Origin of the sequence: Methylobacterium sp. Leaf469 (assembly GCF_001424745.1) — a bacterium.
Classification (GTDB): domain Bacteria; phylum Pseudomonadota; class Alphaproteobacteria; order Rhizobiales; family Beijerinckiaceae; genus Methylobacterium.
In genome coordinates, this window is sequence record NZ_LMRE01000023.1 from 412,202 (window position 1) to 426,220 (window position 14,019).

At 67.6% G+C, this 14,019-nt stretch carries 13 protein-coding genes; 8 read left to right on the forward strand and 5 right to left on the reverse strand.

Annotated features, from left to right (window positions below):
• Positions 1–4: 4 nt before the first annotated feature.
• Both ASG60_RS22760 and ASG60_RS13175 read right to left on the reverse strand, forming a co-directional pair.
• The gene (locus tag ASG60_RS22760; protein WP_156398891.1) at positions 5–163 is read right to left on the reverse strand and encodes a hypothetical protein; all 159 of its coding nucleotides are present in this window, start codon (positions 161–163) and stop codon (positions 5–7) included.
• The gene (locus ASG60_RS13175; RefSeq protein WP_056385931.1) at positions 163–444 is read right to left on the reverse strand and encodes a hypothetical protein; all 282 of its coding nucleotides are present in this window, start codon (positions 442–444) and stop codon (positions 163–165) included. Before ASG60_RS13175 ends, ASG60_RS22760 begins: the two co-directional genes overlap by 1 nt.
• Positions 445–747: 303 nt before the next feature.
• On the opposite strand from ASG60_RS13175, the gene ASG60_RS13180 reads away from it, so the two are divergent.
• The 5 genes from ASG60_RS13180 (at position 748) to ASG60_RS13205 (ending at position 4,751) form a co-directional block, all read left to right on the forward strand.
• Positions 748–2,340, forward strand: coding sequence for an AAA family ATPase (locus ASG60_RS13180; RefSeq protein ID WP_056385933.1), 1,593 nt, complete (start codon positions 748–750; stop codon positions 2,338–2,340).
• A gap of 11 nt (positions 2,341–2,351) precedes the next feature.
• Positions 2,352–2,591: a hypothetical protein gene (locus tag ASG60_RS13185; RefSeq protein ID WP_056385935.1), complete on the forward strand. Its 240-nt coding sequence runs from the start codon at positions 2,352–2,354 to the stop codon at positions 2,589–2,591.
• On the forward strand, positions 2,576–3,256 hold the full coding sequence (locus tag ASG60_RS13190; protein ID WP_210168495.1) for a hypothetical protein: 681 nt from the start codon (positions 2,576–2,578) through the stop codon (positions 3,254–3,256). Before ASG60_RS13185 ends, ASG60_RS13190 begins: the two co-directional genes overlap by 16 nt.
• 347 nt (positions 3,257–3,603) lie before the next feature.
• Positions 3,604–4,380, forward strand: a complete 777-nt coding sequence (locus tag ASG60_RS13200; RefSeq protein ID WP_056385939.1) for a metallophosphoesterase — start codon at positions 3,604–3,606, stop codon at positions 4,378–4,380.
• On the forward strand, positions 4,377–4,751 hold the full coding sequence (locus ASG60_RS13205; RefSeq protein WP_056385941.1) for a hypothetical protein: 375 nt from the start codon (positions 4,377–4,379) through the stop codon (positions 4,749–4,751). Before ASG60_RS13200 ends, ASG60_RS13205 begins: the two co-directional genes overlap by 4 nt.
• Here the strand turns inward: ASG60_RS13205 and ASG60_RS23170 are convergent.
• Complete coding sequence (locus ASG60_RS23170) at positions 4,748–4,978, reverse strand: hypothetical protein (protein WP_056385943.1); 231 nt, start codon at positions 4,976–4,978, stop codon at positions 4,748–4,750. The genes ASG60_RS13205 and ASG60_RS23170 overlap by 4 nt on opposite strands.
• A gap of 1,093 nt (positions 4,979–6,071) precedes the next feature.
• Between ASG60_RS23170 and ASG60_RS13215 the strand changes: the two genes are divergently transcribed.
• Both ASG60_RS13215 and ASG60_RS13220 read left to right on the forward strand, forming a co-directional pair.
• Positions 6,072–8,351: a hypothetical protein gene (locus ASG60_RS13215; RefSeq protein ID WP_162244795.1), complete on the forward strand. Its 2,280-nt coding sequence runs from the start codon at positions 6,072–6,074 to the stop codon at positions 8,349–8,351.
• An 802-nt stretch (positions 8,352–9,153) separates the two neighbouring features.
• Positions 9,154–10,524 carry a hypothetical protein gene (locus tag ASG60_RS13220; protein ID WP_056386113.1) on the forward strand — a complete coding sequence of 457 codons (1,371 nt, stop codon included), beginning with the start codon at positions 9,154–9,156 and terminating at the stop codon, positions 10,522–10,524.
• Positions 10,525–10,657: 133 nt separating this feature from the next.
• Here ASG60_RS13220 and ASG60_RS13225 read toward each other — a convergent pair whose 3' ends face one another.
• Positions 10,658–11,374 carry a hypothetical protein gene (locus ASG60_RS13225; protein WP_056385947.1) on the reverse strand — a complete coding sequence of 239 codons (717 nt, stop codon included), beginning with the start codon at positions 11,372–11,374 and terminating at the stop codon, positions 10,658–10,660.
• Complete coding sequence (locus tag ASG60_RS13230) at positions 11,374–12,972, reverse strand: adenylosuccinate synthetase (protein WP_056386116.1); 1,599 nt, start codon at positions 12,970–12,972, stop codon at positions 11,374–11,376. The genes ASG60_RS13225 and ASG60_RS13230 overlap by 1 nt, the downstream gene beginning before the upstream one ends.
• A 248-nt stretch (positions 12,973–13,220) precedes the next feature.
• Here ASG60_RS13230 and ASG60_RS13235 point away from each other — a divergent pair, with 248 nt between their 5' ends.
• Positions 13,221–13,778: a hypothetical protein gene (locus tag ASG60_RS13235; RefSeq protein WP_244476657.1), complete on the forward strand. Its 558-nt coding sequence runs from the start codon at positions 13,221–13,223 to the stop codon at positions 13,776–13,778.
• Positions 13,779–14,019: the final 241 nt, after the last annotated feature.

Here is a 14,019-nt window from a genome sequence, read left to right on the forward strand (position 1 = left end):
GGTCTCAAGTCCTTGTCTTGCGCTGACGGCCGAGGGCCTCGCGGAGTTGGGCCATCTCGCCGGTGCGGGGGTTCTCCCAGGAGGCGACGACGGCCACGATCAGCACCATCCCAACGAGGACGACTGAGGCGAGGGAGCAGACCCAGACGGTGAGCTCGCCCATCAGGCCGGGCCTCCGGACAGCGCCTGACCGAACAGGTCCACCTCGGCCCCGGGGCGGGCATCCTCAGGGACTGAGGCGAGCGCGGCCGCGACGGTGTCGAAGAGCTCGACGGTGGCGACCATCAGTCCGGTGATGCCGACCGCCGCAAATGCGGACACGGCCGCAGGCTCCCCGCAGCGGGCGTCCGTGGCGCGCCGACGGAACGCGGCCCGGGCCGGCGCCGGGATCCGATAGAATGCCCAGCGCGCCTGGTGCGCGGCCGCGGCCTGCTCGATCCCCATGACGTGTCTCCCTCGATCCGGCGGGAGGATACCAGCTCAAACGATTCGGCACTGGCCGGGACCACGATTTCGCTTGCACGAGGCTGACTCGCCACGGGACGCCCGGGCGCCGCGAAGCCCAGGGATATCTTCACCATTGGGGCGGCTTCCTGTTGCACGGGGCGGGCCCGTCGGGCAGGTTGAGGACTCACCGGAAGGACTGCCCCCGTGACCGCTGCTCGCACCTTGAAACGGATAGCCGCCGCCGCCTGAGCCCCTAGCTCGGCGCCCGCCTGCCATCCTGTTTCAGAGCGAGCTTCCCCAATGTCCGACGACCAGTCGCGCGCCGATCGCCGCCGCGTCCGCATCGCCACGTACTCTGCCAGCGAAGCCCGTCACCGTCGGGCCATGGCCATCCCGTCCGACCGCGTCCCCACCGTCGAGGAGCTCATCGGAGGCGCCGCCCCGTGGCAGGACTCCCCGACCGCCGACGCGACCCGTTGGGCCTCCGACCTCGTGGCGTCACCCGAGCGCGAGCGGCTGCCGCAAGCCGTCCTCGCCGCCCTTGTCACGTTCGGCGAGGTCCCGCGGGTCGAGACGGCCCACGCCGTGGAGCGCGCATGCCTGGCGCACATCGCGGCGTTCGAGCCCTCGATCACCACGGAGGACCTCGTCGGCGAGATCGCCGATCGCGCGACGATCTACGGCGCCCTGTTCGGGAATCCGGCGGCCGCCGGTCGGGCCGTGGCTATCCTCCACGACGCTGTCCACAGCTACCTCTACGTCGCCCACTCCGACCCAGTCCCCCTGCGCGAGGTCGTCGTCACGCTCCTGCACATGGCGTCCCTCTGCAGCCGGGACCTCCCGGAGCGTGATGTCGGCAACGATCTTCAGGTCGGCTGGTCGTTCGGGCGCGCCAACGCCAGGGATCTCCTCCGCACCCTCGCCGACGTCGCCCGGCCTCCGTCGGACCTCGCAGCGCTGGAGGACCTGCCCCCGGCCGGGGAAGACGAGCGCGAGCCCGTGCCAGCGGCGGACATCCTGGCGCTCGCCGCCGCGGCGCAGCGGGCGGCGCCTGGCGTCGTCGTGATCCCCGAGGCCGGGTCCGGGAAGAAGCACACCGGGCAGGCCAAGGAGCTCGCCGGCAAGAGGCTGCCGCTGCGGCTCATGCCGAATCTGGAGGAGCTCGGCCGCAGCCTCACGGCCCGGCGGCCGTGGCTGGTCCAGCCCATCTCGCGGGTCCTGTCGGTCCTCGCCGGCCGAGAGACGGTGAGCCTGCCCAACCTGCTCCTCGTCGGCCTGCCCGGCGGTGGGAAGACGGCACTGGCACAGGACCTCGCGGACGGCCTGGGCGTGCCCAGCATCGTCTATGGATGCGCCGGAATTTCCGACGCCAGCGCCCTGGGGACATCCAAGCAGTGGTCGTCGGCCCGGCCGTCGATCTTCACGCAGCTCCTCATGGACCATGGCTGCGGGAACGGGATCGTGACCCTCGACGAGCTCGACAAGGCGGGGGCGACTGGGGGGCACAACGGGTCGCTCAGGGAGGGCCTGATTTCCGTCGGCGAAATCGCTGCGAGGCGCAGGTTCTTCGACCTGGGCATCGATGGTGTCGTGGACATCAGCGGCGTCAGCCTGATCGCCACGGCCAACGACGTGGCCTCGCTACGCGGTCCGCTCCTCGATCGCTTCACAGTCATCGAGCTTCCGCCGCCGCGGCGCCAGGACCTGCCCGTGATCGCCCGCGCCATCGTCGACGGCATGCGCGCTGAGATGGCCGACGGCCGGTGGCTGGCGGACCTGGACGATGCCGAGATGGCCAGCCTCGGGGCATGGCGGGGCGGGTCGATCCGGCCGCTGAAGAGGGCCGTCGAGCGTATCGTTGCCCTGCGATCCGACAGGCGGTTCGCGCACTGAGGGGGTCGGCCGTGGCTCTTCCTGCACTCCGGTCCCTCCGGGAGTCCGTCGAGACATCGGTCCTGGACGAGGCGGTCGATGGCACCCTCGCCGTCGGCGTCTACGCCTACATCTCGGCTCTGGTCCGCCTCGTCGAGGACGGCGATCGCGCCCCCGACATCGCCCTCGCCGAGGGCTCCGCCGCGGTGGCCTTCCTCCGCGCCGTCCCACGCCTGCCCCCCGCCCGCCCTCGCCCATGGAGACCATCATGAACCCGCGTTCCCGTCGCGCCGCCCGTGAGCTCTCCGGGTACCTGATCAGGCTCTACGGCGCCCAGCCCGGCCTCCGGATCAGCGAGGCCGACCCGCTGGACGGCAGCCCCCGCGTGCAGGTCTACGCCGAGGGGATCGAGGCGACGCGCCCCCCGCCCGACGATGGCCGGACGTACGGCGCCGACTCCGTCGACCGGTGGGCCCCCGCGTTCGTCAGCTCCGTCGCCCGCCTGGCTGCCCGGCTCGTGGCGATCCGCTCCGAGCGGTACAGCCCGTCGGGCGGCCTGGTGCCGGCGGACATGCACGAGGGCGTCGAAGACCTCGAAGCCGCCTTCGGCCGCCTGTTCGAGGGAGCGGTCGAGGTCGACGTCCCATGGCAGGCGCTGGCCCGCGCGGTGGCGGAAACCCTCCAGGTCGAGGACCTCCTCGATGGAGTCGAGAGCTCGCAGATCAAGTCAAAGTTTGCCGAGCTCAGATGGTATTTTAAATCTATACCCAAGCCTATCCGGGGCCAGATCAATGTATTCGTTGAAGCTGCCACGGTCCTGTCGACAGTCGTCTGCGAGAGGTGCGGGGCGCCGGGCGGGCATCGTCCAGGACCGTGGCACCAGATCCGCTGCGATGCTTGCCAGGATGACTGGGAGCGGAGCCGTCGTGCTGGCTGACGTCTACCGCCACCGCCGCCGACGGGCCTGGAGCGTCCGGGTCGGCGGCCGGGTCGTGGGGCATCGGGCGAGCGTCTGCCTAGTGGGCGTTGTCCTTCGAGCGAGCGAGGCGGGACGGGTCCGGTGCCTCGACCGGGGCTCGCGGGAAGTCGTGGCCTGGGCCCGGGGCGAGCTCGCCGACCTGGCGCGGCCGGTCGGGTCGGATAGGCTGCGGTACCGGCTGGACACGCCGGGATTCCGGGCGGGAGACGAGGGGCGGCGCGTCTCGGGAGGGGCGGCCGCATGGTTCGAGGCGGACGGCACGGCGTGGATCGAAGGGGGACGGGGCGATGACGACGATCTGGATCATGTCTGATCTGCACGTTGACGCGGCGCCGTGGACGCCGCCGCCGGGGCCTCGGGTCGACCTCGCAATCGTGGCCGGCGACATCGCCAACGGCCTGACGCGGCGGTCCATTCCCTGGCTCGTTGAGCACGTCGTCCCCCGCGCCCGGCACGTCGCGTACATCCCCGGGAATCACGATTTCTACGGCACCCGGCACCCGCGCGAGCTCGCCCACGCCCACGAGGTCGCCATCGCCGTCGGGATCAGGCTGCTCGAAGCGGGGCAGTGGTTCCACGTCGACGGCATCCAGGTTGTCGGCGCCACGATGTGGACCGACTACGCCATCGGGGAGCCGAGGTGGCCCCGGGCGTACGCAATGTCCGAGTGCGGCGACCGGGAACGCGGGATGCGGGATCACAGGAGGATCCAGACCTTGGACCGGGCGGGCATGCCCTCGGCGTTCCGCACGCCGCAAGCCGCGGCGCTCCATGCCGAGCACCGCGACCGCCTGGAACGAGTCCTGTCCGAGCCCACCGTCGGCCTGCGCATCGTCGTCACACACCATGCGCCTTCCGCCCGCAGCCTCCTCGGGGGTCGGGTCGAGGAGCCGACGGACGCGGCCTACGCTTCGGACATGGAGAGCCTGATGCAGAGTCCGCATGCGCCCGACCTGTGGATCCACGGTCACGTCCATCGGTCGCGGGACTACGTCCTTGGCCGGACGCGCGTGCTCTCGAACCCCCGCGGCCACGCGGGCGAGAACCCCTCCTTCGACCCCTTCCTGACGGTGACCCTATGACCGTGACCCTAGTCCTCCTCGCCGCGCTGGCAGCCGCCCCGGCGCCGGAGCCGGCCCCGTTCCCGGTCGAGCGGTTTCGGGTGGAGGTGTCCGAGCGGACCCGGGCCGGCGGGACCGTCGCGGCCGTCCTCGTCGCGACGCGGTCCCGATGGACGACGCGGTGGGTCCTGCGCTGCACGGCCGACGGCGACGCGTCGACGACGGGGGAGTACCGCGGCGTCGACCTCGCCGAGCAGGGCTGGATCGAAGGCACCGTGAAGGACGTCGACGCCATCGGGAAGTTCACGCTGGCTCTCGGATCGCCCCTCTGGATGGCGTCCCTGCCGGGTTGCCCGCGGTCGGGGATCCCCGTGATCCGGAAGCTGCCTTAGGTCCCGCCGGCGGCCGCGATCGTCGCCTCGAAGGCTGCCCGGATGGCATTGGGATCGCGCTTGGGCCCCGGGCCGGCATCGAGGCCGTCGCCGACAAGGCGGAGGATTGCCTGCGCCCGCTTCCGAGCGCGTCCGCGCATGAAGGCGACGTCGCTGGGCTTCACGGAAGCCTGCCCCGACTTCATGCGCCGGACTTCGCGGGCGTCGACCCCGAGATCTCGGGCCACGTCCGTCGTCCATCAGTCGCCGTAGAGGAGCTCCCCGATCGCGGACAGCTCGGCGAGCGGGGTGAGGTCCGGGGGACCGCCGTTGCCGGATCCGGACCCGGCGGCGACCGTCATGGCCGGCGCGGGACGGGCACGCCCGAGGGCAATCCGGCGGTCCCGCTCGGCGGCTCGGCGGGCTGCCGCATCGGGGGCGGCCCCGGGGATGGGGGGAGCTAAGGAAGTCAAAATGTCCTAAGTACTAATTTGATGCACAGACGATCGGGGGGGGGCGGGAATGGGTCCCAACCCCTACGCAGAAAAGCGGAGGCCTCAGCCTGTACTTTGTTTGATGTCGACGAAGTCCTACCGATAGCGGCCCTCGCCGACGTCGAGGTGTCTTCGAGATCGGGGGTCCGACCGCATCCGTCGCAGCCGCCGGTGTCCTGTTGGCAGTTCCCGGCATAATCGTGCTGGCCAGCATTGGTTCTCGCTGTACCGGCCATGCCGCGTCCAACGCTTCAGGACCAAGGGTTGCGGAAAACCACGTCATGTTGGAGGCATCCACAAAACGAGGTCGCTGACGTCAGCCGCTCCCGCCCCTTCGGTAGCATGCCGGGTCGATGGCGAAGTTGATCGACCGGATCGAGGACACCATCCTAGCATTCGTCGACCGCAGCCCTCTTTGACCTACACGAGGTCAGCTCGGGCTGCTCTTCGAAATGGATGCATCGGAAGTGGGCACATCCGCTTCGGCAATGGCGCACGCCGGAGCGGACTGCCCTCTTCCGTCTGTCCCTCGCCGCCGCCGACCTTCGGCCGGCGATTTCCGGCTTGGTCGCACCCTCTCACAAGGGCATCCCGCCTAGGCGCCGGAATTGTTTGGGCGCCGACGGGACGACGTCGGCGCACCGCCTGAAAAATGCCTCGGTCAGCCAGTCTTCGGACGTCTCCCGAGATGCGCGGGACAGTTGGAGGCGCGGCCGGCCGAGCAATGTTGCGAAACCTTATCAATGCTGTCCGCGGAAAGGCGGCGCCCGAGGCGCCCACGGCGCACGGCGAGGAAGATCCTGCGGATACCTTACCGATGCCGGTGGGACCAGAACCGGCGACGGTCTTGACCTCGGTCTTGATGAGCCCGGCCGTCAGCGCCGCCGTGGCTACAGGATCGACTCCCGAGCGCGCGGAGGTAGTCCGGCTGGTCAAGGCGGGCGTCCTCGTATTCCTGACGGCGTGCGAGGCGCGGTCCGCCGATGCCGTGGTCGCGTGGATGCGGGCGCCCGAGGGGGTCGCCGAGGGGGATGGGGTCCTACTTCGTGTCGTGACGCCCGGTGCTTATCTCTGGCCGCGGGACACCGTCCCGATGCCGCTCGGCGCAGCACTCGACGACCAAGGCTTGGCGACGGTGCGCGGGATCGTAGAGGCGCTAGTTGAGGAAGTGAACGTGGCGGGGATGGTGCCCGAGGTTGGTGCCGGGTTCGTCTGCATCGGCGCTGGAGGCGCCCTCCCGTCCGAGCTCGTCGGTCAGATCTGGCATCGTTGTGCTAGGGCCGACATCGCCCTGGGACTGGAGGGCCGTACGCTGGAAGCCAATCCTTCGCTTGATGGGCAGGGCCGAGTGACAGTCGTCGCGCCGGAAACACCATCGGAGGCTTGGTTCACAGCCGTGACGCGAGCTGAACGCATCGACCCCCGTTCGCTCCTGATCGTCAGGCGCATGGGCGAGGCGGAACATGCTTCGCTGGACGCCTTTCGGTCCCTCCTGTCCACCGCACGTAAGGCGCTCGACGTCCCGGGCGCACCGCCGGAATGCGTGGCGGACGCGTCTGGGTCGGAATGCGCTGTCTTGGTCCCGGCCGACCACGTTCTCGCGCCGCGCATTGCCGTACCCAGCGACGTCCACTTCATCGAGCGCTGGACCGAGGCGAACCGCAGCTACGTCCGGGAGCACTATTGGCGGGCGACAGAGACCGGGAGGTCGAACCGTCGCGCCGCGGAGGGCATCCTGGTGAAGCTCGAACCCAAGCGTCATGCGAGGGCGGCCGACTTGGTCAGGCTGGCAGGCCTCGACGACGGCCGGCGGATGTTCGACGACTACTCGGGAGCGGTGTGCTTCGATCCGGGTTACTACGAGTTCGAGATCCCCCGGCCCACGGACGACCGCGCCGTCGACATGCTGGTCAGGGAGTTGAGGGAATATTTCGACGATAAGCTCGGCGCGATGCCGTTCGACCGCCCGCTCCTCAGGCGCCGACTCTACACCAACTCCCTGGTCCTACTGCGGGGGGATGCGTATTACGCTAACCTGAAGCAGATCCCTCCTTGGGAAAAAGCCGACGACTACATCCACGAGGCCGAGGTCCTTGAGGCACTGTTCCGGCGGCTCCTGGGCGAAGTTTGGTTCGACGGCGCGGTACGGGCCTGTGCCGAGGGCGGGTCGAAGACCGAAAAATGCTGGAAGCTGCTGGTCGGGACCATGGATCAGGCTCGCAACCTGGGGCTGGTTCTCTACAGCGTGGCTGCGCACAGGTGGCGGGACAACCGGCGGCAGACCGAGCAACGTGACTTGCTATCGGCGGCGACGGGCCTGGTGAAGGCGTACTACAGGGTCTTGTTGGGGGATGCCGAACTCACGGCCACCGACCTCGCGCAGGAGATCATCTCGGGGGCGATTCGGGCCGCCTCCGAGCTTCGGGCCTTGAGGTCCGACGAGGAGAACCGCGCGCGTTCAGCGGATTGGTATGACCCGGATAAGCCCATCCGGAATTGGAGGGAGGCCGACGACCCATACGAGAACCTCCTTCTCGGTCTCCTGGCCGTCGAGGGGATCGGGGAGCGAGACGACACGGTCGCCCTGGGGCTGTTCTGGGGCGGTGTCGAGTTGCCCGTCGTCGCCGCCGTGGCGGCCGAGGTTACTGGGAAGCGCTTGGCGACGTGGGGCTTCCTCTCGCACGGTCGATACAGCTCGGCGGCGTCGCAGGATGGCGACCATTTCTGCGACCTTTCTAACTCGTGCTGGAGCGATATCGCGGGACTGGGTCGCGCGGACACTGGTAAGGTGCTGCTCATGGACGATAATGCCTTGAGTGGCGGGACGCTCGAATCGGCACGCGATCTGCTCTTCCGCCGTGGGGTCACGGAGGTTGAAACGTGGGTGGTGCGCTTCAGCGGGGAGCGTCGCGAGGGGCAGATGCGAATGGACAAGGGCGGCACGGTGGAGCCGGCGTACATGGACCGACGCCTCAAGGGCTTCCTCGGTGAGACACCGTACGCCCGCAGCTACTCCCGGAAGCGCTATGAAAGTCCCGTCGGAGTGTTCAACACCGCGCGAAGCCGCATCCTGCGTTATCTTCACAACAACAGCTTCGCGTCTAAATTCGAGCGTGAAGGCTTCTGAGAGGTCGTAATGGGAATGGACCCCCGCGTTTCCGCGATGTTCGCCGGCCCGGCGCCAACCGCTCGACGTATCGACGGCATGCGTGACGCCCGTTCGGGCAAGCCGCGGCTGTCGGGCGACAGGGATTACCTGGCTGGCTACGAGGCTGGGAATAGGTATGGGTCGACCGGCGCCCCCGAAGGTCGGGAGCCTCCGAGGCGCGGCGGTCCGGAACGACGCTAAGGAGCTAAGCGCGGTATCGGGTGTCCCTGGGCCCCGGGAGAGCGTCGGGGTTCTCGGCCGTGTGGCCCGGCGTCGCCGGCTTCCCTCCCAGGCACATCGAGAACCCTGCATCATGGCATCTCCTCGGGCGGCCTCGCCGCCCAGGAATGATCCAACGCCCCCGACCGGGCGATGACGTCGGCCCGTGTGCAAGGTTGCACGATGACAGTGGCCAGCGAGCATCGTTGCCGGAGGGTCAGGATCTGACGTTTAGGCCCCCCAAAGTGGCGGCGCGCTGGGTCGGCGAGGCGTCGAAGACGGAAGGCGCACCACCGGTCCGAGCTCGTCGACGACTGTAAGCAAACTATCAGGGACCGTGATCCAACACGCCTTCGCACTACTGGGTGAGTTCCTTAGGTCGGCGGCGACCCGCAAGTTTATTAAGCGTCATGCCGCATTGTCGACTGCGAGGCCGCGTACGCTTGGCCGAGTTTCGGAAGCCTCAATGGACGCCGCGTCATCCCACAGGAACGATCAGCCGGCCTCGGATTCCGCTGCGGGTGATGGGCTGAGTCTGCAGCACGGCGGAGCGTTTCAGACAATGGGCCTGCATAAGGACGAGTCCCTAGCGGCCTTGGCCGATCGCGGGTTCAACGTCGCGCAGTTCGTGAGCTTTACCCCAACTGCTGAGGGCAGCCTGCGGGTTCGCCTCTCGCGCACCGACGGACTGACTCCCGACTTCCCGTTTCCGGACGCCGCCACGGCGCTGCGCGAACTCCTCGCGCGGAGTCCATCCGGTTCGATTAACCTCAGGAGCTACACGCCGGACAGCCCCCGGAGCCGGACGTTCATCTATGGACTAAGGGACGCAGAGGTCGCGCTCGCCGCGGCGGAAGGCCTCGCCAAGGAGGGGCTGCACGTCATCGCCAACGAAACTGTCGATATCCATGACGGGGGCGTTTCCGGAGTGGTCCTTGGGGACATTATCGAGTTCGCACCCGACGACACACCCCGCTGCGTCGAGAAGCCCGGCGTCGCCTCTCTGCCTATTGGCTGGGGAAGGTCTATCCTGAGAACCGTCTACGGCTTCGAGCCGGCACTCGATGCTGGCGGCGGCCGGCTAGAGTTCAGCGTCCACCCTGGCCGGCGCGGATGGCAGCGCGGGCATACCTTGGCCTGGGAATACGAGACCGGTGCCGCCGATGCGGGAGAGCCCCCGCCCTACTGGCCGAACAGGTTCAGCCGGATGATCGGCGACAAAGCCTTCGGTCTCCTCGTCGCGAACGAGGCCGGGCTGCCGGTTCCCTGGACAACGGTCATCGGCCGCCGCGTCGCCCCGTTCTCGTTCGGCTTGCGCACCGGGGAGGCCGAGGTGTGGATCCGGACCTGCCCGATTGAGCCCGAGCCGGGACGGTACTCCACGTTCAAGGGGTGGCGAGACCCGTACCGGCTCCTATCCGAAGAGGATCCGGACGGGGACCGCATCGCCTCGGTCCTGAGGCAGGATGCGGTCCCAGCGCGCCACTCAGGCGCGGCGATCGTCGGCGGGGACGGTGAGCTCATAATCGAGGGGCGCTCGGGCGAGGGAGATCGCCTGATGCTCGGCGAGCTGCTGCCGGAAGCGCTGCCCACGTCAGTCCGCGAAGCGGTCCAGGCGGCTTTCCGGACCGCTGCTGAGAGGCTTGGCCCGGTTCGCTTCGAGTGGGTGCACGACGGCGCACGCCTCTGGATCGTCCAACTGCATGTCGGGGCCACGACGACCTTGCCGAGTGCGCTTGTGCCGGGCGATGCCTCAACCTGGATCGACCTCGACGCATCAACGCCCCTAGCCAACTTGCGCGAGCTGCTCGACCGCCTTCCTCCAGATACGGGGCTGCGCCTGACCGGGATCGTAAATCCCACGAGCCACGTCGCGGACCTGCTGCGGAAAGCGAGGGTGCCGACCCGGGTCCTTGGATCACGGGAAGGATGACGAGTGCCAGACCCGGCATCCTCGTGGGATCGATTTACATCCCAGCCACGGGTTCTCGATCATGCTACGGCGCCAGAGGAAACGAGGATAGTGGTGCTGCCAAGCCCGCTAGAACTTGGGGAGTGGACGCGTCCTAGCGCGCCTTCTTCCGGAACTGATCCGGCGTCCCATCGCTGGGCCCAGCACGCGGGCTCCGCCATAGCTCTTCCACGATCGCGCCATCCTTCACGCGGTGCACGGTGAGGACATGATCGAGGATCGGCGCGACCCGGTCGGGCACGGCAATTTCGGCGACGTTGCGCTCCCCGGGCTTTCCGCGACGCTTTGGCTCGCCCGGATAATCGACGATCCGGCTGAACGTCAGCGGGCCGCGGCGGGCCGCGGCCATGATCGTCGAGCCGCTGTTGATTGGGCTGAGCTCGATCACCGCGCCGTAGACGTCGACCACGCTTCGCGTGTCAAGCGTCAGCACGGTCTGAGCGGCATCGCGGTAGGGACCCGCATTGAGCAAGCCGTGAAGGCGATACAGCTCCGGCCAGAAGAAGACGCGGGAGTTAAGCGACGCATACCATTGCGTCGGCGTCATCTCGTCGAGGCGGCGCAGCAGCACGGCCTCGGACATCGGCTTCTGGTCACGCACGACGGCCCCCGGCAAGCCGGGCCGCGAGATCTCAACGGATTCAGGCCTGTGACGCCTTTCGATCGCCTCTCGCTCCTCTCCGGAGACTTGGTAGAGGTCGAGAAGGGAGGACGTGCTGAGCAGGCCATGATCAACGATGGACTGCCAGCTGCCGTCCTCAGCCATGTGCCACAACCGGGGATATTTGCGGACAAGATCGTCGGGAGTCATCAGTCGAATCCTGTGTCGATGATCGGCGTGCCGAACCCGACCGAAATCAGGGTCACCGGGGCATTTGCGACCAAGGCGACCTCGCCGGCGAACTCTTTCGTCGCGTCCGAAAGCTGCTCGAAACCAGTCGCAGTCGCATTGGCCGCGTCCAAGTAATCCGCGAAGGTGAGGGCGATGTCGGTCGCCCCGTTAAGGACCGCGGCACGGCGAAGCTGCTCCCAATCGAACTCGCCGATCCGCCTCGCCTTGCCCGACACGGTCCCAACCTCGGTCTTGCGTATGTCCTTCAACGGCACGCCCGACCGCGTGGCGATCGTCTCGGCGTCGATTTCCCGCATCATAGGGCCGGAGGTGCCTCCCACACGGATCGGATAGGTCCGCGTCACCATGATGACCCTCCGGACGCGGTGCGGCGCTATCCCGGCGTCGGCGAGGCAGCCGGAGGCGGTCGTATCGCGCGAGGTCACATGGGGGTGAGGCCCGTGGTGTAGGCTGAGGTCGGTCCCTTGCGTGCCTTCCAGCATGATCAGGCTCTCTGCGGCATAGGCCTTCTCAAGCTCAAGCTTGGTGCAGCGAACGAAATCCTTGAGTTCTGCCACGTCGCGCGCGAGGCGCACGGGCGCGCCGAATTGCGGGGTGACGCCCCGGTTCAGGATCTTTCGCGCCGTGGCGACGCCGACTCCCTGCTTCGTGGAGCCGATGACCTCCAACCCCTGCTCCTCAATCTCACGGTCGTTGGGCTCGATGATCATGGATTGAGGATCGATCGAGAGACGATCTGGCCCCAGGCGGCAATCGGCGATCTCCTTTAGGAGCTGCGGCAGCCACAGCGTCGCCCCGGCGCCGACCAAGATCTGGGCAGTCTCGTTCGACTGGGTCCCTGAGGGCAGCTGGACGTACTTGTAGCGGGGATCGGCCACCATGTGCCCCGCGTTCGGGCCCCCGACCCGCATTAGCACTCGGTACCGCCCGGCAAGGTAGGCGCAGATGTTGCCCTTGCCCTCGCTGCCGTACTGCGCCCCCACGACTACGTCCACCAGTTGCTTGGGTCGGCCGGGCAGCAGGCCGAGCCCAGCGACGGCGCGCGCGAGGATGCCCGGTCCGTCCAGCGTGTCGGTGGCGATCACCACGTCCGCCACCTTCGCGAGTTCGGAAACCGCCCGCTCTGTCTCATCTTCCGATGCCCGATCGAACGACGTATCCTCGAAGGTCATCTCTCGGCGGGCATCGTATCGCCTCGCGCGCACGAACCATGCAGCCTTCAGGTGAACGTGCCGCACCCGCTCGCCGTAGGCTTCCCTGAGACACTCTATTTGGTCGCGCGTCCGAGCGCTGTCGAGCACGACAACGGCATCAGCGGGAAACCCGTCCTCCCGCTCGCGCAACGCGTCGACAACCCATCGGCCCTTCGTTTCAGCATCCAAGTTGGCACCGACCGACTGCAGATCTGATCGCTCGGCGGATGCATTTTTTTGAAGAACATGTTTCAATAAAACACGCGTTGACAGTACATGCGCCTTAAGTCGATGGCGTAGCTGGGAGCAAAGCGTTGATTTGCCGGATGCAATCTGACCGCTCAGAACGATAATATGACGCATGTAGATGGGGTATACGTGTGCACCGCCGGATGCAACGGCCACCTGAGAAATTTTGCAGTGCAACCTAGGTCGATCCGTAAGCTGGGCGCCCAAGCGTGGCGGGTAACTGCACGGTTACCGGCTGGCGCCTTTTTTCAGGACATCACCGATCCTCACAGGGACAGCGGCGGCGTTTGGGCGCTTCGTCGGCCAGGAGTACTATCTGCCGTATTCGGGCGGGGGACATCGGAATGATTTGGACAGCGGTCGTGGCGGCTGACAAGCCACGGATCATGCTGCGTAGCGGCGTCGAGCTTGACTTTCTTGACCCCGCATCTTGCGACTTCACGATCGAGGACATCGCGCACGGTTTGTCGATGCTGTGCCGGTATGCCGGGCAGTGCCGCGACTTCTACTCCGTGGCAGAGCATTGCCTTTACGTGAGCGACGCCGTGCCGGAACATGCGTTCGCCGCCCTGATGCACGACGCCGCCGAAGCCTTCGTCGGCGACATCACCAGGCCGCTCAAGCAGATGCTACCGCAGTACAAGGCGATCGAGCTGGCCGTGGAGGAGGCCATCTTCATCCGCTACGGTGTGCCACGCCCCATGCCGCGCGCCGTCAAGCAGGCGGATCTTGCCGTCCTCGCAGCCGAGCAAGCTCAGCTCATGCCCGCCGGTACGGATCGGTGGGTGCGAGCCGCCGGGATCCGGCCTGCCAGGATTCGAGTTGCCTGCATGCCCCCGGCGGAAGCGAAAGCGGCGTTCCTCGAAAGGTTCGAGGCCTTGCACGGCCGAACCGTCGATCGGCTTACGGAAGTCGCTTAAGGACGGATTAAACCCGCTAAAGGCATTCCTTGCGGGCGGGGGTAGAGGGGGGCGCACCTCCTTTTCGCGATGCCCGGCCATGGCCCGAAGATGCCCAGTCATTGATCTGGCGCTCGACGACACGATCGAGCGGCGCTGGGGCCGGCGCATCCGGGCCCGCGGGATCTATCGTGATCCGGTGCGCTCGTCGGCAGCCCACTTCGTCAAGAAGTGCGGCCTGCGCTGGATGAGTTTGATGCTG